The sequence below is a fragment of the Fischerella sp. PCC 9605 genome (assembly GCF_000517105.1).
Classification (GTDB): Bacteria; Cyanobacteriota; Cyanobacteriia; order Cyanobacteriales; family Nostocaceae; genus PCC9605.
Window position 1 is genome coordinate 873355 of record NZ_KI912149.1, and the last position, 24426, is coordinate 897780.

At 43.7% G+C, this 24426-nt stretch carries 23 protein-coding genes; 9 read left to right on the forward strand and 14 right to left on the reverse strand.

All coding sequences use genetic code 11. From position 1 onward, the window contains the following. Positions 1–2: 2 nt before the first annotated feature. From FIS9605_RS37420 to FIS9605_RS0118700, 6 genes are all read left to right on the forward strand, one after another. Positions 3–2150: an NAD-dependent epimerase/dehydratase family protein gene (locus tag FIS9605_RS37420; protein ID WP_026733964.1), complete on the forward strand. Its 2148-nt coding sequence runs from the start codon at positions 3–5 to the stop codon at positions 2148–2150. 65 nt (positions 2151–2215) lie between these two features. After that, positions 2216–3463 carry a glycosyltransferase gene (locus tag FIS9605_RS0118675; protein ID WP_026733965.1) on the forward strand — a complete coding sequence of 416 codons (1248 nt, stop codon included), beginning with the start codon at positions 2216–2218 and terminating at the stop codon, positions 3461–3463. A gap of 110 nt (positions 3464–3573) precedes the next feature. Further along, positions 3574–5388 (forward strand): hypothetical protein, encoded by a 1815-nt coding sequence (locus FIS9605_RS0118680; RefSeq protein WP_026733966.1) that lies wholly within the window; start codon positions 3574–3576, stop codon positions 5386–5388. 218 nt (positions 5389–5606) lie between these two features. After that, the gene (locus tag FIS9605_RS0118685) at positions 5607–6680 is read left to right on the forward strand and encodes an acyltransferase family protein (protein WP_051470063.1); all 1074 of its coding nucleotides are present in this window, start codon (positions 5607–5609) and stop codon (positions 6678–6680) included. Positions 6681–7337: 657 nt separating this feature from the next. Then, positions 7338–8201, forward strand: a complete 864-nt coding sequence (locus tag FIS9605_RS0118695) for a lysophospholipid acyltransferase family protein (RefSeq protein WP_026733968.1) — start codon at positions 7338–7340, stop codon at positions 8199–8201. Positions 8202–8272: 71 nt separating this feature from the next. Next, positions 8273–9220: a DMT family transporter gene (locus FIS9605_RS0118700; RefSeq protein ID WP_051470065.1), complete on the forward strand. Its 948-nt coding sequence runs from the start codon at positions 8273–8275 to the stop codon at positions 9218–9220. Between the two features lie 359 nt (positions 9221–9579). Here FIS9605_RS0118700 and FIS9605_RS0118705 read toward each other — a convergent pair whose 3' ends face one another. Then, positions 9580–10791 (reverse strand): murein hydrolase activator EnvC family protein, encoded by a 1212-nt coding sequence (locus FIS9605_RS0118705; protein WP_026733970.1) that lies wholly within the window; start codon positions 10789–10791, stop codon positions 9580–9582. Positions 10792–11533: 742 nt separating this feature from the next. Here FIS9605_RS0118705 and thrS point away from each other — a divergent pair. Beyond that, entirely contained in the window at positions 11534–12724 is a 1191-nt protein-coding gene (gene thrS, locus FIS9605_RS37430) for a threonine--tRNA ligase (RefSeq protein WP_051470066.1), read from the forward strand. Between the two features lie 106 nt (positions 12725–12830). Here thrS and FIS9605_RS0118715 read toward each other — a convergent pair whose 3' ends face one another. After that, the gene (locus FIS9605_RS0118715; protein WP_026733971.1) at positions 12831–13061 is read right to left on the reverse strand and encodes a helix-turn-helix domain-containing protein; all 231 of its coding nucleotides are present in this window, start codon (positions 13059–13061) and stop codon (positions 12831–12833) included. A 174-nt stretch (positions 13062–13235) separates the two neighbouring features. Between FIS9605_RS0118715 and FIS9605_RS0118720 the strand changes: the two genes are divergently transcribed. After that, on the forward strand, positions 13236–13451 hold the full coding sequence (locus tag FIS9605_RS0118720) for a hypothetical protein (RefSeq protein WP_026733972.1): 216 nt from the start codon (positions 13236–13238) through the stop codon (positions 13449–13451). Positions 13452–13855: 404 nt separating this feature from the next. Continuing rightward, a complete protein-coding gene (locus FIS9605_RS0118725; protein ID WP_026733973.1) occupies positions 13856–14173 on the forward strand; it encodes a hypothetical protein in 318 nt (105 codons plus the stop codon). A 48-nt stretch (positions 14174–14221) separates the two neighbouring features. Here the strand turns inward: FIS9605_RS0118725 and trmFO are convergent, their stop codons facing one another. The 12 genes from trmFO to rph all read right to left on the reverse strand — a co-directional run bounded on the left by trmFO (position 14222) and on the right by rph (position 24419). Beyond that, positions 14222–15571, reverse strand: a complete 1350-nt coding sequence (gene trmFO, locus FIS9605_RS0118730; RefSeq protein ID WP_026733974.1) for an FADH(2)-oxidizing methylenetetrahydrofolate--tRNA-(uracil(54)-C(5))-methyltransferase TrmFO — start codon at positions 15569–15571, stop codon at positions 14222–14224. Positions 15572–15820: 249 nt separating this feature from the next. Then, positions 15821–16696, reverse strand: coding sequence for a hypothetical protein (locus FIS9605_RS0118735; protein ID WP_035139942.1), 876 nt, complete (start codon positions 16694–16696; stop codon positions 15821–15823). A gap of 12 nt (positions 16697–16708) precedes the next feature. Then, complete coding sequence (locus FIS9605_RS0118740) at positions 16709–17374, reverse strand: glutathione S-transferase family protein (RefSeq protein WP_026733976.1); 666 nt, start codon at positions 17372–17374, stop codon at positions 16709–16711. Between the two features lie 73 nt (positions 17375–17447). Beyond that, positions 17448–17870: a hypothetical protein gene (locus FIS9605_RS0118745; RefSeq protein WP_026733977.1), complete on the reverse strand. Its 423-nt coding sequence runs from the start codon at positions 17868–17870 to the stop codon at positions 17448–17450. A 16-nt stretch (positions 17871–17886) separates the two neighbouring features. Further along, complete coding sequence (locus tag FIS9605_RS0118750; RefSeq protein WP_026733978.1) at positions 17887–18660, reverse strand: glutathione S-transferase family protein; 774 nt, start codon at positions 18658–18660, stop codon at positions 17887–17889. Positions 18661–18676: 16 nt separating this feature from the next. After that, positions 18677–19120 carry an acyl-CoA thioesterase gene (locus FIS9605_RS0118755; protein ID WP_026733979.1) on the reverse strand — a complete coding sequence of 148 codons (444 nt, stop codon included), beginning with the start codon at positions 19118–19120 and terminating at the stop codon, positions 18677–18679. 131 nt (positions 19121–19251) lie between these two features. Further along, complete coding sequence (locus FIS9605_RS0118760) at positions 19252–19845, reverse strand: TetR/AcrR family transcriptional regulator (protein WP_026733980.1); 594 nt, start codon at positions 19843–19845, stop codon at positions 19252–19254. A 197-nt stretch (positions 19846–20042) separates the two neighbouring features. After that, complete coding sequence (locus tag FIS9605_RS0118765) at positions 20043–20786, reverse strand: M50 family metallopeptidase (protein WP_026733981.1); 744 nt, start codon at positions 20784–20786, stop codon at positions 20043–20045. Positions 20787–21065: 279 nt separating this feature from the next. Beyond that, on the reverse strand, positions 21066–21503 hold the full coding sequence (locus FIS9605_RS37435) for an FHA domain-containing protein (protein WP_082209804.1): 438 nt from the start codon (positions 21501–21503) through the stop codon (positions 21066–21068). A gap of 41 nt (positions 21504–21544) precedes the next feature. Continuing rightward, positions 21545–22459, reverse strand: coding sequence for an FHA domain-containing protein (locus FIS9605_RS0118775; RefSeq protein ID WP_026733982.1), 915 nt, complete (start codon positions 22457–22459; stop codon positions 21545–21547). A gap of 228 nt (positions 22460–22687) precedes the next feature. Next, positions 22688–23407 (reverse strand): 6-phosphogluconolactonase, encoded by a 720-nt coding sequence (pgl, locus tag FIS9605_RS0118780; protein ID WP_026733983.1) that lies wholly within the window; start codon positions 23405–23407, stop codon positions 22688–22690. Between the two features lie 280 nt (positions 23408–23687). Beyond that, complete coding sequence (rph, locus tag FIS9605_RS0118790; protein WP_026733984.1) at positions 23688–24419, reverse strand: ribonuclease PH; 732 nt, start codon at positions 24417–24419, stop codon at positions 23688–23690. Positions 24420–24426: the final 7 nt, after the last annotated feature.

Consider the following 24426-nt stretch of genomic DNA (forward strand, 5'->3'; position numbering starts at 1 on the left):
AAATGGCTGATCACAATCGACGTAGTCACCCCGTTGCCGTCGCGCTTCTCGGCGCTGGCTACATTTCTGATTTCCACATTCGGGCGCTGTGCTTGTTACCCAACGTCGAGGTACGAGCCATCTGCGATTTGAACCGCAGACTAGCACAGCGATTTGCCGAGGCCAAGGGCATACCGAACGTCTACAACGATCTGGGCGAGATGCTGTCTCGCGAACAGCTAGACGTTGTTCACATCCTGACGCCGCCTCACGTTCACTTCACGACTGGTAGCCAAGTGATAGAGGCTGGTGTTGATGCCCTGATTGAGAAGCCACTGTGCCACAAAGTTACTTACTGCCAGGAATTACGCAAGCTTGCAGATGCTGCGGGTAGAGCGATCGCTGTTAGCAACAACTTCCTGTATTTCCCGGTGTATGAGAAGTTGGTAGCCGATCTGCGTAGCGGTCGGTTAGGGCAGATCGATCAAATAGACATAGTTTGGAACAAAGAACTTGGACTGCTCAAAGGCGGCCCATTTGGGGCGTGGATGCTCCAGTCACCAAAGAACATTCTATTTGAGGTAGCTCCCCATTCATTCGTCCACCTTATCCATCTCCTCGGTCAGCCCGATTCAATTTCCGTCGATGTCCATGATAAAGTGGAACTGCCGCGCGGGCTAGAATTTTACCGTCGCTGGGAAATCCGAGGTTGGCAGGGTAACACCAGCATCCGGCTGCGGTTTTCGTTCATTGATGGATATCCAGAACACTACATCCATATTCGCGGCACGAATGCAGTGGCGCGGGTGGACTTCGAGAACAACACCTACGTCTGCCAAGAGCATACTCCCTACCTACTCGATGTCGATCGCTATGCCAATGTAGTAACTAGTGCCCGTGACTCTCTACTGCAAGCTAGTGGTACATTGACCAGTTTCGTGCTATCGAAAATGGGTCTATCCAAAGCATCAGGCCCATTCCCCTACAGCATCGCGCGAACAATCGAGAGCTTTTATAACGGTAGGGGAGGGATTCTGGACGAGAGGTTGAGTCCGGCAATTAGTGAAGCCGCAGTTGCACTAGCTGAGTGGGTTGCCCGCGAGGCTAATTTGCCAATACCCGATCAAGCGGTATCTGTTGTCAACGAATTGGCCGAGCCGATCGTACCAAAATCTACAGTGCTGGTGATTGGCGGTACGGGTTTCATTGGTCAAGCCCTGGTGCGCCGCCTCCGTAAAGACGGTTATGGCGTCCGCATTCTTGCCCGCGATCCCAATAGCTGCCCGGCAGAATTACGTAACCTCGGAGTTGAGTTTGCCAAGGGCGACTTTGCTGATGCCAACGCCGTGGAGGCTGCGCTGGATGGCATCCGCTATGTTTACCACCTAGCACGGGGCAACGGCAAAACCTGGAGCGAGTACCTAGAAACTGACGTTAAGCCTACGCGCAAAGTTGCTGAGTTATGTCTCAAACACGGTATTGAGCGGCTGTTTTACGCATCTTCAATTGCGATTTACTATGCTGGCAAGAACACATCGACCATTACGGAAGAAACCAAACCTCATGATGACATAATCCGCGTTGCCCCCTATGCGAGATCGAAAGTAGAAAATGAGCGATCGCTGCTGGAACTCCATCACCAACAGGGCTTACCTGTAGTTATTTTCCGTCCGGGTGTGGTACTCGGTCGCGGTGGCAATCCTTACCACTGGGGAATTGCCGCTTGGCCCTACAGTTCAGTGTGCAGCCTCTACGGTGATGGCAATAACCCCTTACCGATTGTGCTTGTAGATGACGTTGCTGATGCGATGGTGCGGGCGATCGCAGTACCAGGTATTGAAGGTGAGTCTTACAACCTTGCCAGTACCCCTTGTATCACAGCTAATGAATACCTCGATGAGTTTGAGCGTCAGGCGAACATCAAACTACGACGGGTAGCCACAGCTGCTTGGAAATCGTACACCGAAGCCCTTTTTAAGTGGGCAATCAAGAGCATCGGTCGCGATCCCAACGCCGCGTTTCCCAGCTATGCAGATTGCGAGGGTCGCAGCTTTGCTGCTACGTTTGATTCCTCAAAAGCAGAGCGTCAGCTGGGCTGGTCGCCAGTCAAAGACCGCGAAACTATTATCCGCGAAGGCATACATATTCCTGTTGAAGAGTTCTTTAGGTAGAAGGAATACCCCGGTTTCTAGGTGTGAGGAGGATGTCAAGTAAACCTACACACAGCACATAGCTTATGAATTATTTACTAGTTAGCTATGTACCCTTTGGCAAGGGATCATCACCAAATACATATGTCTTAGGCGATATGTGGCTTGAAGACTTACGAGCGCAAGCTAAAGCATGGAGTCCATACGGCAGATTAGGTGTCGCTGTTCGATATGTTGACGATCTGACAGTGGCTGATAGCGGTAGCTTCAACTTAGTAGAAATTAATCCACAGGAAGAGGGATTTGATGTTTTCCCCTTGCCAAATTACTACTCTTTGAAAACTTTCATCAAAACGCTTCCCAAACTCAGGAGGCAGCTAAATCAAGCTTGTCAATGGGCTTCTATTGTACAAGCTGATTACAACGGTCATCCAGTGTCTTTGTCAGAGATTGTTTGGCCAATTGCGAAAAAGCATAACAACAAACGCATCTATGTGTTTAATGGAGCCGATCCTTTTCCTCGCCTAGAGCAGTTTGTTGCACAAGAGCCAAATCCCATTATACGAATGCTGAAACAGCAAAAAATGGTCAAGTATTTTGACCGTTTCTGTCGCCAAGCAATACGTGAAGCTGACCTAGTGTTCGCGCATAACTTTTCAGTAGTTAAGCGGTTTCAGCAAGAGTGGAGCGATCGCTGTCACAATTTTGAACGCACCTTTGTGACAGACGAGATTCTCATTAGCGACCAACAGGCAGCGTTACGCCAACAACGATTAATGGATGCTTCCCAACCACTACGTTTAATTACGGCTGGACGACAAACGCCAATTAAAGCAACTGACCACGTGCTGCGAGCAATGGCAATTGCCTTGTCCCGTGGTATTGACCTGCATTTGGATGTGGTTGGAGATGGGGACTCTCTGGAAAATTACAAGCAATTAGCGGTCGAACTTGGTCTAGAGGAGACAGTTCGGTTCGTCGGTGGCGTGCCTTACGGTCGAGAGTTGTTTGACTGGTTCGATCAAGCGCACATAATCGTAGTCACCAACCTAACCGCCGAAATCAGCCGTAACATATTTTTAGGAATGGCTCGCGGTCTACCAGTGATCCTCTATCGTAATCCCGGAAGCGACGCACTGTTAGAAAAACACAAAACCTCCATTCTCGTGCCCTCCGGTGATATTGACGCTTTGAGTGCAGCATTCATAGAAGCCCATCAAAATCGCACCTACTTAGCTGAGTTACTTGCCAATGGTCTGGCACTTGCTCGCACCAGAACGCTGGATGAAACCCATAGGCGTCGTGCAGAACTTGCTGCGTGTTTGCACGGCTAAAGCATTTACATAGCAATCCAATTTGATTCATGAACTTTACTCGTAAAGACAGGGAACAGGGAACGCTTAACAGGAAAACAATGTGTGTAATTAATTCTGTTTGAATACTTATGGATCACCGTAATAAATTAATTACCAAATTGCGTCGTTGGAAATATTTATTAATCAGGTTGTGCAGTCAAGATAAAATTCTCATTTATCCTTGCCTAGCTTTGATAACTTTTTCGATTGTCATCAGTGGTTGTTCTCTACCAAGCAACCAAACAATGGTGACTGCTGAAAAGAGGATTCCTAGCTCCACTCCTTTTGTTGTAAGTGCCAAAAAGAGTATTCCTAATTCCACTTCTTTTGTAGGAATGGGTCTTAGTGGTATTGCCGATTGGTCAACTCAATTACCATTTTTGGATATTTTTAAACTGTCTCGGCAATGGATTACTCAATGCGAAAGTAGAGATCCAGGTTGTAATAGCAACGGAGAATGGGATACAGATGAATCCAGACTTTTAAATTTAGACAAAAACGGTTGGGTTAAATCTCTACCAAATCCCAATGCTCCTCCTAAATACACCCGAGTCAGTACTTTACTATTGAGAGAAATAAAAGGCCGTTATCCTTCTGGAAAATATATTGTTTTGTATGATGGTGAAGGCACAATTGAGTATGGTTTTGATGCTCAAAAAGATAAAGCCGCTTCAACTCCTGGAAAAGATGTAATCAATGTCAATTCCGAAGGCGGCGGAGGCATATTAATTACTATCAGTTCTACCGACCCTAAAAAGACAGGTAATTACATTCGTAACATTCGAGTTGTCAGAGCTGAAGATTTAGCTCTCTACACTAAAGGTGAAATATTTAATCCTGCTTTTATAAACAAAATTAAAAGCTTTAAAAATCTTCGCTTCATGGACTGGATGCAAACGAATGGCTCACAGCAGAAAGAATGGTCTTCTCGACCTACACCCACAACTGCTTCCTATGCCCTCAATGGAGTACCTGTAGAGGCAATGGTTGCTCTCGCCAATAAAATCAACGCCCAGCCGTGGTTCAATATGCCCCATATGGCTACTGATGAATACATGGCTAAATTTGCTCAAGTGGTGAAAGAAAAACTGAACCCAAAATTAAAGGCATATGTAGAGTTTTCTAATGAGGTTTGGAATTGGAAATTTCCACAGGCAAATTATGCTTTAAAACAAGGTCAAGCGAAATGGGGAAAAGATAAAAAAGATGCTTACATGCATTGGTACGGTATGCGTACTGCTCAAATGTGCAATACCTGGAAAAACACTTTTGCTAAGCAAAAGGATCGTGTAGTGTGCGTGATGGGCACTCAAACAGCATGGCAAGGGTTAGAGAATGCCGCTTTAGACTGCAAATATTGGGTAGCAGAAGGTAATAAATCTTGTTATCAACACGGTATTGATGCTTATGCGATCGCTGGATATTTCGGTACAAGTTTGGGTGCACCGGAAAATACTAAAACAGTAGAGTCTTGGTTGAATGAGCCAGATGGTGGTTTTAGTAAAGCTTTTCAGCAGTTAAAGCAAGGAGGGTTACTTAAAAACTCTAGCGATAGTTTAGCAGATAATTACAACAGCTTTATTTATCATGCCAAGGTAGCCCGAAAAAGAAATTTGCAGCTAGTTGCTTACGAAGGGGGTCAACATATCGTTGGTCATTCTGGAGTGGAGAATAACGAAAAGTTGACCAATTTCTTTATCAAACTAAATCGGCATCCAGCCATGTATGAAATCTATACCCAATTACTAAATGATTGGAAAAAAGCTGGAGGAGGATTATTCATGCATTTTGTCGATATCGGAGCACCTGGTAAGTGGGGAAGTTGGGGCGCATTAGAATACGTAGGACAAAATAGTTCACCTAAATATCAGGCATTAGTAGATTTTAATAAAAATAATCGTTAGCGTGTTGAGTGCTAAAGGCAATTGTAGAAGGGAGCAAGAATTCAATTGCAACAGCCGGGAGGCAGCAGCCCACCACCCTCGTTACCAGGTTGAACCTGGTAACGATAATTAGAGCCTCTGGCTCTTATATAAACTGTTGCGAGATATCAGATAAGCAGCAAGAATTCATAATTATTAAAAATACTTGGTGTGACTAGAAAATTTGTGAGGTAATCAGCATGACAGATAAAACTATAATTGAACCAACTCCATATAAAAATACTAAAAATTCATCAAAATTTTTAAGATATATACATAATTTTCGGGGGTTTGCAATTCTCACAATTGTGGCTACTCATATCATTCCTACTCTAGAATGGGGTGATGAAAGAGTAGAAAAAATAACTTCTATTTTGATTGGCAATGGAACTGTATATTTTATCTTCATAGCAGGATTTTTATTCCAGTTTTTATCTTCCAAATATGAATACAAAAAATACTTGAGTAAAAAACTGCAATACGTTATTCTGCCTTATCTATTAATATCAATACCAGCAATTATATTTTGCATTGCTAGGAAAATATATATTCCACCAGATTGGTTTAGTGCTCGTTTTTCAGATTGGTCAATTCCTGGTCAAATCATCATGTACTTACTGACCGGAGCACATTTACCACCCTTCTGGTTCATTCCCATGATTACCATTTTTTATATTATCTCGCCCATATTGCTATGGGTGGATAGGCATCCCCAAGCCTATCGCATACTCCCCATGTTACTGACGATCACCGCAGTTGTACCTAGACCCTATCAGAATGATAATGTTATGCAGTCATTTGTCCATTTCCTATCTGTCTATATGATAGGTATGTTTTGTTCGCACTATAGAGACAAGCTGTTTTTGATTGTGCAGAAAAAATATTTCTGGCTGCTGATAGGCTTCGTTATCTTAACTGCTTTAGAAATTGCGATCGTACCAAGACCGATTGCGATTAATTCACTGAGTAAACTAATTCTGTGTGTACTAATCATCTACGTTTTATGGCTCATTGAATCACGCCTACCAAAAAAATTTCATGAGATCATGGGTTTCCTAGCTGAATTGAGTTTCGGAATCTATTTTCTCCACGACTACTTCATAATTGCCTACTCTGGGGCAGCTAATAAGTTTGGATTCGATCCATTTTGGACTCAAGCTAATCCATTAACTTTTTCGCTAATTTTCTTCACTGCGGTAGGAGCAAGCATCGTTTCAATCTTGATCGTGAAGAGAATTTTTGGGAAAAATAGCCGATTTGTTATTGGCTCTTAAATGGAGTTTCCGAGATATCTGTTAAGAGCTTGCAAGATTTGATTGAGATAGCCAGAGATTCTAATTCTCGTTACTAGGTTGAACCTGGTAATACCAATTTAAAAAATTATTGCGACAGATGGATTGACACAAACCCGACACAGACAGTAATTCCCAATCCAAAATCTGTCTTGAAAAGCTTTGATCGGAGGAAACCTCCGCTCAAACTTTTCGCAAAATCTAAAATCCAAAATGGTATAACGAGGATGGTTTGGCTTTGATCCCCCCTGCTCCCCTTTGAAAAGGGGGAATATAGCAGTTTGCCTGAAAAAATTTTTCTGCTACCTCATGCACTTCCGTACTTTCTGTTACTCTTTGATTATCCCAAAGTAGGCTCATTTGTCCTGGCGACTTTTTCGACTTGCTACCTTTCTTGATTGGTGGCAAAAATCGGCTTCCCCAATGGCTCCTTTTTTCCGGCTTCGGCTGTGGTCGATATTTTTTACAAAATCCTAGGTATTTAGTAGCACATTCTTCTAAATTTCTCTCAATTGCAAAAATGCCGGATGCTATTGGGTGATAACATCATTACTCAGGCGGTCATGAGTACCATAATTCCTGAATTCATAGAAAAACCCTGCTGCATCCCTTAAGAAGGGAGATTAACTAAAGCGCGAAATGCCAACATACACCTATAAACAACAGCCACTAAAAACAAAATCAGGATGGTCTCTGGAAAAACGAGATCCACAATTTATCAAATTTGTGATGCCTATTTGGGAGTGGTTGTATAAATATTATTTTCGAGTGCAGACAAGTGGTTGGGAGCATATCCCAGCCAACAAAAAAGTTTTATTTGTTGGTTCGCACAATGGGGGATTTGCTGCTCCTGATATGCATATGATGATGTACGACTGGTTCCGACGATTTGGTGTGGAACAGCTAGTCTACGGCTTGATGCATCCTACAATTTGGCAGGCGTGTCCGCCATTAGCAGAAGCAGCCATGAAAGTAGGAGCCATCGTTGCACATCCAAAAATGGCGATCGCCGCTTTGCGTTCTGGAGCCAGTGTACTCGTCTATCCTGGTGGCGTGGAAGATGTATTTCGACCTCATTGTCTGCGTAACAAAATTTACTTTGCTGAACGCCAGGGTTTTATTAAGCTGGCATTACGAGAACATGTGCCGATAGTGCCTGTCATTTCCAGTGGCGCTCACGATACGTTGATTGTGCTGGCTGAGTGCTACGGAATTGTGCAGCAACTCCATCAATGGGGGATGCCTTGGCTATTTGGTATCGATCCAGAAGTATTCCCCATTTACTTAGGACTACCTTGGGGAATTGCATTCGGCCCTTTGCCTAACATTCCTTTGCCAGTGCCTGTTTATACACGAGTTTGTCCGCCAATAGTGTTTGAATGGTATGGTCGAGAAGCAGCGCGCGATCGCGATTATGTCAATGCTTGTTATGAGCTTGTCCGCACTCAGATGCAGAAAGAGTTGGATAATTTAGTCAAACTGAGGATGCAAAGCCAGAATTGAACGACCAATTAACAATGCGTGATAATTAGCTCAAGCAACAATCTGGAAAAATAGAGGAGCGAGAAGATCACATGGTGTCATCTTCATTGGTCTACCATGCTAGCAATTCCAAGCCGCCTCAATCAAATGCCCATACACAAGAACGCTATCCCAAAGCACTGGCGATCGCTGCGATTATTACTAGCGTTATTCTATGGGCATCGGCATTCCCTGCTATTCGAGTTGCGCTGGGTGCATATACTCCTGTGGAAGTCGCTCTTCTGCGATACCTGATTGCATCTACTATCCTAGCTGTTTACGCCGCAGTTAATCGCATGCCAATGCCAAGATTGCAAGACTTGCCACTGATTGCCCTATGTGGTTTTGTCGGTTTTGCTCTTTACAATTTCATGTTGAATGCAGGTCAACTGACCGTCTCGGCAGGCGCAGCAAGCTTTATCATCTCATCAGAAGTAGGCATTATTGCACTATTAGCAAAGCTAGTATTTGGCGAACACCTTAGCAGAGTAGGCTGGATTGGTGTTGCGCTATGCATTGCGGGTGTTGGTGTGATTTCGCTCAATACAGGCAGCACATTTCAACTCTCATGGGGAGTAGTGCTAGTTTTCATTGCTACATTATCGATTAGCTTCTACTCAGTGCTGCAAAAGCCATTATTACAAAGATACAATGCAATTCAGTTTACAACTTATGCAATTTGGGCAGGAACATTATTTCTGTTTTTCTTTGCACCTAGTGCAGTTTTGTCAGTTACTCATGCACCTATTGCCCCTACGCTGGCGATCGCGTATATGGGGTTGTTTCCAGGTGTAGTTGCATACATAGCATGGTCTTACGTTCTGTCAAAAATTCCGACTTCACAAGCAGGTAGTTACCTTGCACTGATTCCAGTAGCAGCATTGTTGATTTCATGGCTATGGCTGAACGAAGTGCCTACAACAGTCTCCCTGTTTGGTGGTACTATCGTCTTGTGTGGTGTACTGCTTGTCAATCGACGTACTACGCAGTCAGCAACCTAATTTAGCGTCAATTCGAGTGATGGAGAAAGCTGGATTAGCTTTGAGGAGTATTTCACACATACATCTCCTCGGGGATTAGAGAAGCCATCCGTAAGGTACGCTTTATCTAAGAAAGAGTGGGAGCAGATCTTCTGAACGAATGAAATTTAGAAAGACTCTGCGCCCCTGGTGCGCTTACTCTGCTACAGGCGTGTGTTTAAAAAAGCTACTCTTTTACGCAAAGCTGTACTAATACTAGGTTGCAGTCAAAGATAGTACTTCCCTCACCCCCTCACCCCCTCTCCCAAATTGGGAGAGGGGAGGGGGAGAGGGCACGAATTGCTATATCTGAACACAACTTGGTATAAATGCAAGTAATGTTAAAAATAATTCATCGGGTCTACTGGTGTACCATTTTTCCGCACTTCAAAATGGAGATGGGGGCCAGTAGATAAACCTGTGGAACCAACTGCGGCGATCGCTTGTCCGCGCTTTACCGTTTGTCCTTCAGAAACATACAATTCACTGCTATGTCCGTAGAGGGTAGTAATGCCATCGCCGTGATCGATAATTACTGCTCTACCATAACCGCCATACCAGCCAGCAAAAATGACTGTTCCGGAGTCTGCTGCTCGAATTGTACTGCCGTAACTGGCGGCAAAATCTTGACCGGCGTGAAAACGGCGATAACCTAAAACAGGATGCATTCGCCAACCAAAGGGACTGCTGGTAGGTGCATCGGTAGGATACGCTAGCATACCTGTACCGCGAACAATTATACTGTTGCGGCTGTTTGTCTTAGCTGCTGCTTCTCTAGCCCTGGCTTCGGCAACTTTTTTTTGAATTAAAGTTGCGATTGTCTGGGAATCTTTCTCTAATTGAGTTTGTGCTGCTTCTAATGCGAGGCGATCGCTATTGAGGCGCACAATTAATTCCTGTTGAAAGTCTGTTTGCGTTTGATAATTGGCTTTTTGTGCCAGTAATTGCTGCCTAATCAAGGCTATTTCATTCTTTTGTTGTTCTACTTCTATTCTTTGTATATTGATCTGATTTGCTTGTGTTGTCAGTTTGACTAAGATTTGCTGGTCTGCCTGATAAACTAACTTCAGATAACGACGGTGGCTGATAAAGTCACTCAGATTTTGACTTTGTAGCAAAACTGCCCATCCCTGATTCACTGGAGAGCGTTGTAGAAAGCGCAGGCGGGCAATTGTTGCTGCTTGTCGTTCTTGATAAGAAACTTCTGCTGCTGCTAAATCGGCTTGTAGCTGTTGCAAGCGTTCTGTTGCTAGCTTTAGGCGTAACTCGCTGTCTTTAATTTGAGTGTCAGTGGTTTTTAAGTTTTGCTGCAAACCGTTGAGTCGTTCTTGCGCTGCTTGTTGCAAATTGGTGAGGCGATCGCGTTCTTGTTTGACATTCTGATGCAGTTTGTCAATTTGTTGCTGCTGCTGTCGCAAACTTTTAATTGCATCGGGTGTTGCTGTCGGCGCTGCATCAGCTGGTAATGCTGGCAGAAACATCAACCATATGCACACAATCATCCAAAATGCAAGATTTAAAATACTCTTTTTTTCTACAAATAGCGCTCTCATGTTGTTAGGTAGAACAAGCGCGATCGCTCAAAACACCATGAGTAGTTTTCCCAAAATCCGGTTAACTTATTTCAATCTCTGGGGAATTGGGAATTTACCTTGTGCTTTGCTACAGGGCTTGACACTACCCCTGTCAAGGTGTGAGTCTTAGAAATGGATTTTTCTTGGTGTCTTAGTGTCTTGGTGAGTCCAGCCCCCGTCTTGGCTTCTGCCGAGATGGGGGACTGGCGAACCCGGAGGGTGGTGAAAAAAGAATGATTGAAACACAAAGACACAAAGACACAAAGAGGAAAATAGTCTTGTTTACTAAGATAATGGTTCGTTTTTTACCCACCTTGACAGGGCTAGGCTTGACACTTCGCAGAAATTTGTTTAAATGAATTTAAATAGGTAATATCGACTGCCAAAAAACTTTCAACTCGCAATGCAAGTAAACGTTCGCCTAACAACTACCACCACTACTACCCAAACAACCAATTGGGGGGTTGTGAGGTGATCGCGTTGATTTAAAATTCGACAGCACCCCATCAACCCTCCAGGCAATGCCCAGGAGGGTTTTGAATTTTTATAGAAGAACTAGGAGAAAACAGATGTCTATTCGTTGGACTACCACCACTACCACCACAATCGCGCCTGGAGGGACGTGAGGATAGATGCTGCGTGCAATCGAAACCCAACCACCCCTCTAGGTCAAACCTAGAGGGGTTTTTCATTAGCAAATTATTCACAAGGAGATACAACCATGTTCGATCATCGAGAACTAGCAAAAGTGATGGATTTATTTCATTTTGAGGAGCATAGTCCGGGAATGATGTTTTGGCATCCCATCGGACTTCAGTTTTTCCGAGTTATCGAAGACTTTATGCGACAAGTTTACCAAGCTTACGGCTTTGAGGAAGTGCGATCGCCTGTAGCATTGAATCGATCGCTTTGGGAACGTTCAGGACACTGGCAAAAGTTCCGTAAGAACATGTTTGTTGTGGGTATTCCGGATGCTGATGCAGAACCTGACTATGCGTTAAAACCAATGTCATGCCCAGCACACATTGCCATCTACAAATCTCACAAACGGAGTTATCGGGAAATACCGATGCGATTGCTGGAATTTGGCATTGTCCATCGTAACGAACCTTCCGGTACGCTATCTGGCTGTATGCGTCTGCGTCAGTTTGTGCAGGACGATGCCCATATTTTTTGCCGGGAAGCCGATATCCGAGATGAGATTAGCAATTTTCTCAGGATGGTCAAGCAGGTTTATGCAGCCTTTGGATATAATAACTTTTCAATTCGGATTGCTCTACGACCAGAGCAACGTCTTGGATCGGATGAGTTATGGGATCGGGCTGAGTCTGCCTTGATTGAGGCAGTTCAAGCACTGGATTACGCCTATGAATTAGCGCCTGGTGAAGGATCTTTCTACAGTCCCAAGATTGAAGTTAGCTTGCAAGATCACTTAGGGCGATCGTGGCAGTGTGGCACGATTCAGGTTGATTTCAACTTTCCTCAACTTTTTGATTTATCCTTCGTCAATGAGAAAGGCGATTTAGAGCAGCTGGTGATGCTGCACCAAGCGGTTCTAGGTTCTTTGGAACGCTGGATTGGCATTTTGTTGGAAAATCACGGTGGGGTTTTACCGCTTTGGGTTGCTCCTGTGCAAATTGCCGTGGCTTCGGTTTCTAAAAAATCGGCAGATTGGGCGGAAGTGATTTTCAAAAGGCTGAAACAGATAGGGGCAAGAGTAGAATTGCATGTGAGCGATCGCACGATTGCCAAAAAGATTCGAGAACTGTCTGTACGCAAGATACCGCTGATCGCTGTTGTGGGTGAAAAAGAAGCGATGAATCAATCTCTCAACTTGCGTCGTCTCGGAATTGCTGGACAACAGGAAATTCAGCTTCCTGAGTTAGAAACAGAATTATTAAATCTAAGATAAAGCTTTCTTTGTGTCTTTGTGTCTTTGTGGTGAAAAACTAAGTTTTATTAACCACCAAGACACCAAGACACCAAGTTGAATCATGAAGCAATAGACATCTTAAGGATTAATCATCAAACCGCACCCCTAGATCCACGCCCAAAACTTCTTCTATTTTGCGAAGCGTCGGTTCTGGTAAAACATCATTTTCTTCACGTTCTATTCGATACCAATTAGCACGAGTCATATTGGCGGCTTTTGCTAACTCTTCTACCGACCGTGGATCTCGCTCTCTGGCTTCTTTAATTTTTGCTCCGATGCCAGGGGCATCTATCCTTATAACCCGTTCTATCTGCACGTTTATAACATGGACAACCCTCTTTTATTCAATCATCTTGTAAATCTTATGTAAAATGTAGAGTATCACTTGACAATTTGTCAAGTGAGAGGATACAGTAAAGATATAGAGAAAGCGCTCTGACTGGTAATCTGAAGCGCTTTTTTAATCCTAAATTCAAGGAATAGAACAATTATGACACAACTCATCCTTTGCCAAACACCCACAAAAGGCTGGGTGAATTTGGCTTATGTCCGTCAAATTCAGTTCCGGCGAATTCACATTCATAGATCGCTGCAAATTACTTGCCTTGTTACTTGGAGCAATGGAGATAAGGAAGCTTTTTTCGCAAAGGATGCTGAGGCTATAGCTCAAGCACTGAACAAGCAGCCATATCACTCACCCCGTTAGCAATGATCCAAAATTTGTTCGCCAGACACCAAAGCAAAATCTTAGCTATGCCAGCATTAATTTAGATATATCAAATGGTTAAGGTTGTTTGACATTCTGCCTTTTTTTTGCAGGCTGATTTTGGAGGGATAAATGTCTAAACTACACTCACACTAGTTTACCCGATCTTTGCAAAATATCAAGTCCCCTAATCTTGCTTTTCAAGGGGGATTAGGGGGAATCGACAACAGATTACAACTAACTGGGTGCGATCGCCAGGCATTAGTTAACTACATGCCACCCTTTAACCAAAACCTCCCTTTGCCCTTTGGGTTTACAGCTCAGGTGAGGGGTGATTAAGTCTTAACGTAATTGTCTTCTCTTGTTTCAAGACAGAGAGTTACCCAACTGAAAGTGAGGTTTCTATGAATATAGGCAGAGCCATTCTTTTGATTGCTTTAGTTTTTCCAGGCTTGATGGTGGCGGGAACATCGATTTACTCGTTCAACAATGATTACGCAGCGATGGAAAGAACCGAGAGATATGTGGATCAGTTAGCAAGGCAGAGAAGAGTAAGTCAGAGACAGTTAGATTTAGCCTACCATCGCAGTATGGTTCACCGCATGAATGCATTCACTAATGGCACATGGGGATTCATCGGCGCGACGATCGCAGCCATTGGTATACATGGGTTAGCAATTACCAAAGATGAATCATTTCAAGACCAAAAGAAAGCATCATAGTTAGTGGTTGGTTTTTGGTTGTTAGTTGGTACAAACAACAAACAACTCTCAACAACGATCAATGATAAATTTCTTGAGGTCAGCTAAAGCGCGATCGCGATAGCGTCCGTATCGTTCCTGCTTGTTTTTGATTTTCTCTCCTAGTTCGGGCAAAATTCCAAAGTTGGGTGGCATGGGTTGAAAATGCTTGGGTGAAGCCGAACTGATAAACTCAAACAGCGCCCCCATCATCGTTGTTGTCGGTAGATTTAACGGTTCTTTACCCAAAGCCAGCCGTGCGGCATTTGTGCCAGCCAGCCATCCACCCGCAGAAGCAGCAGTGTAGCCTTCAGTACCAATCAACTGCCCAGCACCTAACAATGTCTGACGATTTTTAAATTGCAAGGTAGGTAGCATCAACTGCGGTGCATTAATAAAGGTATTGCGGTGCATCACCCCTAACCGTACAAACTCGGCATTTTCCAAACCGGGTATCATTTGGAATACGCGCTTTTGCTCGCCCCAGCGCAGGTTAGTTTGGAATCCTACCATGTTCCAAAGTTGACCTGCTTTGTCTTCTTGTCGCAGCTGCACCACGGCGTAAGGACGTTCACCACCCCCCCTTACATTCCCCCCGCTTGTGGGGGGGACAGAGGGGGGGTTCAATCCTACTGGTTTGAGCGGGCCGTAGCGCATTGTATCTTCTCCTCGCCGTGCTAGTTCTTCAATAGGCAGACAAGCTTCAAAAAATTTTGCTGTTTCCCGCTCAAAATCCTTCAATTCTGTTTGTTCAGCTGCACAAAGTTCTTGCCAAAACCGCAGGTACTGCTCTTTATTCATCGGACAGTTGAGATAAGCGGCTTCGCCTTTGTCGTAGCGAGAGGCAAGAAAAGCAATGTCGTGGTTAATCGTTTCTCCAACAACAATAGGGCTAGCGGCATCGAAAAAGCTGAGATATTCCATCCCGGTGAAGCGACGCAAATCTTCTGCTAAATCGGGACTGGTAAGCGGGCCAGTTGCTAAAACTACAATTCCTTCCGGTATACTACGTATTTCATCCCGACGCAGTTCGATTAAAGGATGTTGAGAGAGGGTTTGTGTTAAATCTTGGCTAAATTGTCCCCTATCAACAGCTAGCGCCCCCCCGGCGGGGACTTGATGTTCATCCGCTTTAGCAATCACAATCGAACCGAGTTGACGCAATTCTTCATGTAACAAACCAGCAGCGCGATCGCTAGCCATTGCACCAAAAGAATTACTGCACACCAATTCTGCTAAATGTTCTGTATGATGGGCGGGACTGAAGCGATGGGGACGCATTTCATAGAGAATTACGGGTACTCCCGCCTGGGCAATTTGCCAAGCTGCTTCTGTTCCAGCCAGTCCACCTCCAATAACTACGATCGGTTGTTTTTCCATAATTAAATACTTAGTTTCACCCTTTGCACTTTACTAAAACTTTCACTGTCTGAGAAAGATTATTTTTTAATGCTATATATCAATTTATACTTTTAACCAGAGGTTGTTAATTGCTAAATAAAAAAGATAATTGACGTATAAAGTATGAAACATGTACATACAATGATACTGTTTACTAGTCCAACCGAGGTTGAATAATAAAGTTATTTGGGTGCGTTTGTGAGTAAACACAACCCAAAATCATTGCATTTAATCAGTAGCTGTCCACCGAGCTATAAATTCTTGACCTTTGTCTTTTCCATGCTGGTAAACTGCACAGAATCCCTCAACAGTAGCATCTGTAAAACTAACTCCGAACTCTTGGGGATCTACATCCGGTTTAATAATGTGGATATCCACCCCTTTGTAATTCTCAGGAATTGGCTGTAGTTGGAACATATCACGATAGAGGGTTCCTGGTTCGTTAGCGATCGCGATCGCTTCGGTGTATCCCAACTCAACCATTTCTATTGCTGGACACAAACAAGTGTAGGAAGCGTCAACGTAAGGCTTTCCACCTATCCAAGCGGGGACATCCCAAGCATGCAGCATTCGAGAAGAAGCATAAGCCACTTCTTCAAAATTACTGGTATCAAGACGCAGTTCATCTTTGAGATTGTTGGTGCTAAATAACACCGCCTGCAAATGCTCGTTTACCCAACTGCGATCGCCTTTGCTTGCGGATACCAATAAACGCCGTCCTAAACGTCTCGCTTTTTCAGTTTGAGTCTCGTTAGTAGCTTCTGGAGTGATTACTGCACTGGTAGCAACAAAATATTCTGGTGTTTGTGCTGCAAATAGTAGTTCTTTCGGCGGACTGAAATGTGCAATTCCCCCAAGTGCTAATTGACTCATCCCCACATCTGGTTGTTTGATTACTTTTAACCCGGCTAACCAGTAATCAACGCCCAAATCTGTAGCTTTGCCAATGGTAGCCCAAGCAGTTGGTATAACCGACGAAGATGCAGCGGCATAGGCATCAGCTCGAATTCCGGCAGATTCTAGCGCACTTAATACACCATGAGTGAAAGCGCCTTTAAAGCTACCAGAGGAACAGGCGATCGCCAATTTTTGTGTATTTTTCATAATATATTTCTATTACTTTGCATGATTTACTCGGTTCATCTCGCGTTGATGCAGCTTCATCAAAACCCGCCGGAATTGCTCAAATTCTTCTGCACTCAATTCCGTCTTTTGCCATGCAGGACGTTGCATCAATCGCTCAAACCAATCATTTAATTTGGGATAATTACTCAAGTTAATTCCCAATTTAGGTAATAAAGATATATCTGTGCCAACGCTAATATCTGCTAAAGTTAACTGCTCACCTCCAAAATAAGAGCTATTGCCCAAAGTTGTCATTAAAAATTGGAGTACTTTCTCTACATGCTGCTTTGCTTGTATAAATTTTGGTGAATCGTCACTTGCAAAAATGAGAGAAATTGCTTTTGGCAGTAGTTCATTTGTGGATACCATTTGCACCATTCTTACTTTTGCTAGTGCTTGAGCTTCTCTCGGTAACAGTGCAGGATGAGGATATTTTATTTCTAAATAATCCAAAATTGCTAGTGATTCTAACACCCTAAAACCATCATCAATGATTACTGGAATGTGATGAAATGGATTAATTTCTAAAAAATTAGATTGTAATTGATCGCCATCCAATTTCATCAAAAAAAGCTCAAATGAGACATTCTTTTCTAGTAAAGTTCGCCATACGCGAAGCGCCATTGGAGAACGGGGATTGTAGTAAAACTTGAGCATGATGATTTATCTCCTAAAATCAATCAAAAAGACTGATTGGTCTGTAATTCAACAAAAAAATTATCTTGGACTTCTAAACAAGAGTTATGAGACAGCCAAAGATAAGCAGCAGAGTGCCAATTAATGAGCTAATGGCACCGACAATATTGCCTGCATAGACGACTTTATTTTTACTTGATCCTTGAATTGAAAGACCGCGATGACCTACCCAAGCGCCATAGGGCAAAGCAATACAAAATCCATATCCAGAAACCACAAATGACCAAACCAAAGTTAAATCAGATATGGGGTCTAATTTCAAATGAGATAAGACACCAGCAATAGCAATCATCGTGGTTCCACCCATTGCTAATCCAGAATGTGCTACACGCCATCCACGAATAGTATTTTCATCTTGTTTTGTGTTGATAGCGTGACCGTAGGGTATTCCTGTTAATAAACCAACCAGCAAAACTATGGCTCCATGAAGTGTTAATTGAATAGCAAGTGGATTCATTTTTAAACACCTATATTTAACTGTTTCTATCGCGATAAAGACGCAGCACAAATTTACCAGCAGCGGTTTCCCTGAATGCATTAATTTCAGATACTAGGTTTGGTGGTAATTCCTTGTAACTGACACGCTGCATCGGGTGTTGTGGTGGTTGTACAACCGGAGCAGCAAGCGCTGCAAAAGTGAGGTCAGCAGCAGAAAAACTATCTCCTACTAAATAAATGCGTCCATCAGCTAACAATTCGTTGACTTGCTCAAAAATGCTCTTGATTTTTTCATAAGCTTGTTCAGCAGATTCTGGATTTATATTTAGTTTCCGCTTAGCAAGTGAACGAGTGACGGGAAAAACTATTGGAAATAATGCTCGTTCAAAAAAAGGAACACCCTGACACCATCTGCTTTGCATAATTTTGTAGCTATTCATGACCTGAAAATAACCCCAACGGCGTGTAGCAGGGCCAAGCTGTGAGTTAAATAAATCTTCTAGTTCTTCTACTTCTCGATGTTGGTCTGGATCTGTAGGGTAAAGCTTGGCGTTGTCAGGAGCGATTGAATCCAAGTATCTTAAAATATCAGTCGAATCAATAAAAACTCCTGTTTCTGTTATTAAAACAGGAGTTGTTTTTCCGCCGACACGACCCGTTGCTAATAGATGAAATGGTAGCGTATGTGGTTGTTCAACGTAAGTAAATTTCAATTTGGTAAGCGCCCATCTTGCTTTTTCGCAATAATGACTAACAGGAATAGTAATCAGACGAAAAGGTTTTGTCTGAGTTTCAATTGTTTTATTCATTGCTAATTTGATGAATTTAAATGTTTGAAGTAAGCTGTTGATGCTGTAAATATTTCTCCTGCAATTCCTCTGGAATAGGAATCGGACGACCATTATTCAAATTAACAAATGCACCCTTCTGCGTAGCTGTTGCTGCCAGTTCGTGATTGCATAAAAATTCTGCTTGAACAGTCCACTTGAGACGCCCTAAACTACTTAGCCACAATCGCCCTATGACTTGGTCGCAAAGCTTGATAGGGCGTTTATAATCAATTTCGGTTCCTGCAAGTATGGGAGCATACCCTTGCTCAATTTGTTTATCAAGTGGAAAGTGTTCATCCAAGCACTTTAAACGTAAATCTTCCAACCACCTGATATACACAATATTGCTAACTATTCCGACAAAATCAATGTCATATGTTCGTACAGGTATTGTAAGTTCCACTTCTAATGGTCTTTGCAGTTCCTGGGATATTAGCATGATTTTTCTGGAAATTTGGATTTTTTGAGACCGAATGGTTTTTTAGAATCTTTATTCATAGTCACTACTTTAATTTAATTTCAGACTCAACGGTCTTTTTTTTCATAAAAAAAACAAAAAAGATGTTTACTTTATATCCGCAATTGACTTTCTATGTAATCATTTAAATGCTTAGTTACTCTTTCCATATGAATGAAATCTCTGTATAGTCTGCTCATCATTACAGCCCCTTCTAGTGCTGAAATAATTATGGTTGCAACTTCATCAGCATCAACGTCCGGACGGATTTCTCCTTTTTCAATTCCTTTTTGAATGATTCGACAAAGCATATCGCGCCACGAATTCATTGCCTGTTGGGTACGTTCTCGCAATGCTGGGTGAGCATCATCACTCTCAACCGCAGTATTCAGCAGCGGACACCCTCCTTTGATAGGTGGATTATCTATATATTTGTGAAATACATCAATAATTGCTTGCAAGCGTTCAATTGCATGACGCTTGTTTCGCAAGGCAGTTCGATATAGTTGCCTAATGCAGGCGATCGCATAATCAAAAGCCTGTAGCGCTAGTTCATCTTTGCTGTTGAAATGATTATATATCCCTCCTTTTTGCAATCCCGTCACTCGCATGATGTCTGAAATAGACGAGCCAGCATACCCCTGTTGATTAAACAGTTCGGCTGCTTGCTGGATAATTCTTGCTTTTGTTTCTTCGCCTTTTGACATCAATATATTTGCGACCAACTGGTCTGAATAAGTCTAACTTGATGTATAGTTTGCAGTCAAGCTGCGAGAGGAAAGAGGACAAGGAAAGGAAGGTGGGGAGATGGGGAGATGGGGAGACATAATCCCATTATTCCATCACCCACCCCCATGCGACGGCTAGTGTTAACGGAACCGTATTAGATTGTTTTCTACATTCTTCAAGTGGGACGATAGGCGATGCGCAGACTTTGCACAAGAATAACCAGAGATGCGATCGCCATCAAAGCTCCCCAGAACCAGTAAGGTAAAAACAATTCCTGCTGAATCTGTGCAGTATCAGATAGCCCCAGATAACCAGCACCATAGCTAAATAAATAATTGAGTTGATGATAAGTACTTACACAGGCTTGTACGCCCAGGAATTGAATGCCAAACTCCTGTACCCAACGAGGTGCTTTAAGACTAACACCCAATATCACAAAGCCTAACAGGGGAATTGCTACCAATCCAAACGGCGATCGCACCCAAATTAGCGCTGAAAGCATCAAAAAACCACCTAAAATTTTCAAAATCCAGGTGGTAGTATTAAAGTTGCGTGAAGCTAAAATCAAAGCAGCACCAGCTATAGGCGGCCCCATTGGCCCAGCTGCTGCTACTAAAGCACGACCAAGCGGCCCCAATAAAAATCCACCACTGTAACTATAAGTTGCTACACCAGAACCATCAGGAAAAATCTGCAATTGCTGAAAATTTCCTCCTAACAACAGCGCCATCAACCCGTGACCCATTTCATGAAACCAAGTAGCCAGAATGCTAAATGGGTACAAAATGTAATCACCTGCGGGTAGTTGCCATAATACAATGGTCGCGATCGCCGCTACTATTAACCAGGTAAACCCCATACGATCAAGTGGGGCTTCTTTGGTGAATATGGGTTCAAAATCTTTCCTATGTTCCCTCATGGGTGACATTCCTTAGCTTTTCAAGCCAAGTGCTGAAATTGCACTTGTATCCATCCTAGCCGCTTCTGAGAGTGAGGAGAACGCGGATTCAAATCTTGTACCCTACCCTGCGAGAAGAGCTACTCTCCGAGAAGCCACCCTCTGGGCATCTACGCCCTACAAGTGGGAGAGCCTCCTGGCTGTTGAACATAGGTGCAAGATATCATTTTATACAAAGTTATATTTGGTTTTGAAGACCAATAAGGGGAAAGGGAATCAGTTTCTACTTTACTATATTTCTCATTCTCCAATTTCTGTGTCTTTTTCCCCACTTACCACTACGCTACTCCGCTGAAGTGAGGAAACATCTGCATGCGCTCCTCCATTTACCATTGTTGCTGAGCAACGCCGCGAGGTGACTAGCAGTGCAGTCGATACTCCGAGATGAATTTGAATTTGTGGCCCAGAGCGAGCTAAGCGGAGAATGACTCCATCTGTAACCAGTATTTGCACAATCGCTTCTCCATCTACATAAGTTCCATTTGCACCTAAGTTCACAACTTCCCAGCCACGATCTATTCGTCGTATTTCGATGTGAAGGCGGGAAACCACAGCACTATAAAGAACAACATGGTTATCCGCCGCTCGTCCAATGCGAATGACTGGTTCGTCGTCTGCAAAAGTCCAACTTTGAGCTGGAATGGATTGTAGTGGGTGCAGGAGGGTAAGTGTAATCACGCGCGAGGCTTGTATCAATTCCCTCCACTATAACTGAATACCTAAGAGAATTGAAACAGGAATGTTACCAAATCTCCCTTACCCAGGCTAATGCGATCGCCTGGTCTTAAACGATGTCGGTTTCCTGGCAATAGTGGCAAATTATTGATGTAAGTACCGTTAGAACTACCTACATCTTCAATATAGTAAGCGTCTCCCTCCACACGAATATCTGCATGAATCCGCGAAACAATTTCTGAATTGGGGAATCCAGAAACATCCACATCCGGGGGAATACGGTCATTGGGCTTACCAATATGAATGACAGAAAGATTCTGTGGCAATTCAATTTGTCTGTCGGTTTGGACATGAACAAGCCGCGCAGTTACCTGCTGTAATTGCGTTCTAGCAGCAGTGACTGGTGGTGTGGGCTGTGATGGTGCGGGCTGTGGTGGTTCTACTTTCGGTTCTGGTGTGGGCTGTGGTTCTGGTGCCGGACTTTCTTCTTCAGCAGTTATAGGCGGGGCTGCGACAGTTGGTGGTGGCGGTGGCACTGGTGGTATCGGGGCTGGAGACGGGCCTGTTTCCTCAGCAGTAAAAATTGGAGCTGGGGCGGCAGGTGGTTCCGGAATTTCATTTTCTGAAGGAGCTGCTACTGCTGTTGGTGGTAAAGGTGAAGAGTCAGGCGCAGTATAACTGGTAGATCCACTCATCGATACTGTTTGTTGTTGTACAAGTGGGTCAGGATTTACTAAAGGTTCTACTTCTAGAGGGATGTCCGGTGCTACGGTTGCTGCTACTGGTATTGGCGTACCTGTACGCAGGTGGTAGCCACACTGTCCGCAAAAAGAAGCATCTGCCTGCACGGTTGCCCCACAACTAGGACAGGTAGTAGTCGCTGGTAACGGGGTATAGCAAGCTTCACACTGGGTAGCGCCATCAGGGTTGTGGTGATTGCAGTTTGGGCAGACGATCATGGAATTTAACCTTTGTTCTAGGTCATCATACAATAGTGCTGGCAAGCAGAGGGGCAAACTCTAGCTTCCGATCTTAGCAATTACTATTTATGAAGGCAGAAAGCAGAAGGTAGAAGGTTAAAAGATGAAAAATTTACACTTTAATATTTCATCGTTCATACTCTACCCTACTCTGCGGAAAGACGCCTTGACAGGCGTCTACATACTTCTTCTTTCTTCCTTCATCACTTATTTAAGTTCATCACCCGCCGCTGCATCCAACAGCCACCAAAGTTCTCCTTGGGGTTGAATTAAGCGGGATGGGTAAGTGAAACTATCTGCTTGGAGTGCGAAAACTTGAGCTAAGGCTGGTTTTTTGTTGGCACCAGCCACTACAAAAATAACGCACCTTGCTGCGTTAATGAATGGATATGTAAAGGTGATACGTGGGTTTCCGTCTTTGTTACCTACTGTAACTAAGCGATCGCTTACTTTTAAAGCTTCTGTGTGGGGAAACAAAGAAGCAGTGTGACCATCATCACCCATTCCTTGCAACATCACATCTAAAGCAGGAAACTCACCCGGCGAACAATGAAAAAATTCTTGCAGTTCCTGTTCGTACTTAGCCGCAGATACTGCTGGATCGCCTTCGGTAGTGGGCATTGGGTGAATATTAGCCGCTGGTATATCCACGCGATCTAACCATGTACGACGCGCCATGCCTTCATTGCTATCTGGATGATCGGATGGAACGTAACGCTCATCTCCCCAAAATACATGAATTTTATCCCAAGGTAGATTTTCTGTGGCGATCGCTTCGTATAACGGCTTGGGTGTGCTGCCGCCAGAAAGGGCGATGGTAAATCTCCCCCGCTGTTCAATCGCAGCGTTAATTTTTGAGAGAATCAATTCTTTTGCTCGCGCAATCAGCGCTGCCTGATCCGGTAGAATTTCAACCTTTCTGTTCATCGCTTCCTCATGATATTGGCGACTTCCAGCATTACCATATCGAACTTATAACTAATCCTGTTTTGACCTTCTGAAACTTTTAACATCAACAATTTGTTTATTCAACACAGATACGGCAAAGTAATAAAATTTCGCCAAATCTTAATAAAAATCATCAGTAACATTCTTCCTGCTGCTTTCTGTTAGCCCTGATACAGTTGATCTCAGTTAAGCATCATGATCGAATCATCGCTACCACGGATGAAAATAAATCTTTCCTTTCCCCTTTCCCCTTTCTCCTTTACTCTATTTTCATCGGAGCGATCGCTTCCTGTTGGGCAATTAACAATTTCTGAATTCCTTTTTCTGCGAAATCTAACAGTTGATTCAACTGGGCACGGCTAAAACTGCCTTCTTCGGCTGTTCCCTGGACTTCAATAATCTCTAAATCTTGATTCATCACCACATTGAAATCTACTGTAGCGGCAACATCTTCAATGTAGTTCAAATCTAGGAAAGCCTCTCCCTGTAGTAATCCGACGGAAACAGCTGCTACTTGTCCAACTAGGGGCGATCGCTCTAAATCTCCCTGCTGCATCAATTTGGAAATCGCATCTGCTAACGCTACAAACCCGCCTGTGATCGCTGCTGTTCTTGTACCTGCGTCTGCTTGTAGCACATCTGCATCTACATTCAGCGTGCGTTCTCCCAAGGCATCCAAATCTACTGCTGCCCGTAAGCTGCGTCCAATTAAACGCTGAATTTCTTGAGTCCGGCCAGATAATTTCAAAAATTCTCGTTCTTGCCGTTGTTGAGTGGCAGTTGGTAACATTCGGTACTCAGCGGTTAGCCAACCTTTACCAGTACCAGCTAGAAATTTGGGGACTCCTTCAGCTACGCTCACGGTACACAGTACTTTTGTTTCACCGCAGATTGTGAGAACCGAACCAGGAGCAAAGCGAGTAAAATTTTGCTGAAAGCTAACGGGACGGAGTTGATAAGGTTGCCGACCGTCTGGACGCTGCCAAGCCATTGGAGTA

Bases quoted from the DNA above. Each gene is read 5' to 3' on its own strand.
- FIS9605_RS37420 (WP_026733964.1), top strand. From the start codon at position 3: ATGGCTGATCACAATCGACGTAGTCACCCCGTTGCCGTCGCGCTTCTC.
- FIS9605_RS0118675 (WP_026733965.1), top strand. From the start codon at position 2,216: ATGAATTATTTACTAGTTAGCTATGTACCCTTTGGCAAGGGATCATCA.
- FIS9605_RS0118680 (WP_026733966.1), top strand. From the start codon at position 3,574: ATGGATCACCGTAATAAATTAATTACCAAATTGCGTCGTTGGAAATAT.
- FIS9605_RS0118685 (WP_051470063.1), top strand. From the start codon at position 5,607: ATGACAGATAAAACTATAATTGAACCAACTCCATATAAAAATACTAAA.
- FIS9605_RS0118695 (WP_026733968.1), top strand. From the start codon at position 7,338: ATGCCAACATACACCTATAAACAACAGCCACTAAAAACAAAATCAGGA.
- FIS9605_RS0118700 (WP_051470065.1), top strand. From the start codon at position 8,273: ATGGTGTCATCTTCATTGGTCTACCATGCTAGCAATTCCAAGCCGCCT.
- FIS9605_RS0118705 (WP_026733970.1), bottom strand. From the start codon at position 10,791: ATGAGAGCGCTATTTGTAGAAAAAAAGAGTATTTTAAATCTTGCATTT.
- thrS (WP_051470066.1), top strand. From the start codon at position 11,534: ATGTTCGATCATCGAGAACTAGCAAAAGTGATGGATTTATTTCATTTT.
- FIS9605_RS0118720 (WP_026733972.1), top strand. From the start codon at position 13,236: ATGACACAACTCATCCTTTGCCAAACACCCACAAAAGGCTGGGTGAAT.
- FIS9605_RS0118725 (WP_026733973.1), top strand. From the start codon at position 13,856: ATGAATATAGGCAGAGCCATTCTTTTGATTGCTTTAGTTTTTCCAGGC.
- trmFO (WP_026733974.1), bottom strand. From the start codon at position 15,571: ATGGAAAAACAACCGATCGTAGTTATTGGAGGTGGACTGGCTGGAACA.
- FIS9605_RS0118735 (WP_035139942.1), bottom strand. From the start codon at position 16,696: ATGAAAAATACACAAAAATTGGCGATCGCCTGTTCCTCTGGTAGCTTT.
- FIS9605_RS0118740 (WP_026733976.1), bottom strand. From the start codon at position 17,374: ATGCTCAAGTTTTACTACAATCCCCGTTCTCCAATGGCGCTTCGCGTA.
- FIS9605_RS0118745 (WP_026733977.1), bottom strand. From the start codon at position 17,870: ATGAATCCACTTGCTATTCAATTAACACTTCATGGAGCCATAGTTTTG.
- FIS9605_RS0118750 (WP_026733978.1), bottom strand. From the start codon at position 18,660: ATGAATAAAACAATTGAAACTCAGACAAAACCTTTTCGTCTGATTACT.
- FIS9605_RS0118755 (WP_026733979.1), bottom strand. From the start codon at position 19,120: ATGCTAATATCCCAGGAACTGCAAAGACCATTAGAAGTGGAACTTACA.
- FIS9605_RS0118760 (WP_026733980.1), bottom strand. From the start codon at position 19,845: ATGTCAAAAGGCGAAGAAACAAAAGCAAGAATTATCCAGCAAGCAGCC.
- FIS9605_RS0118765 (WP_026733981.1), bottom strand. From the start codon at position 20,786: ATGAGGGAACATAGGAAAGATTTTGAACCCATATTCACCAAAGAAGCC.
- FIS9605_RS0118775 (WP_026733982.1), bottom strand. From the start codon at position 22,459: ATGATCGTCTGCCCAAACTGCAATCACCACAACCCTGATGGCGCTACC.
- pgl (WP_026733983.1), bottom strand. From the start codon at position 23,407: ATGAACAGAAAGGTTGAAATTCTACCGGATCAGGCAGCGCTGATTGCG.
- rph (WP_026733984.1), bottom strand. From the start codon at position 24,419: ATGGCTTGGCAGCGTCCAGACGGTCGGCAACCTTATCAACTCCGTCCC.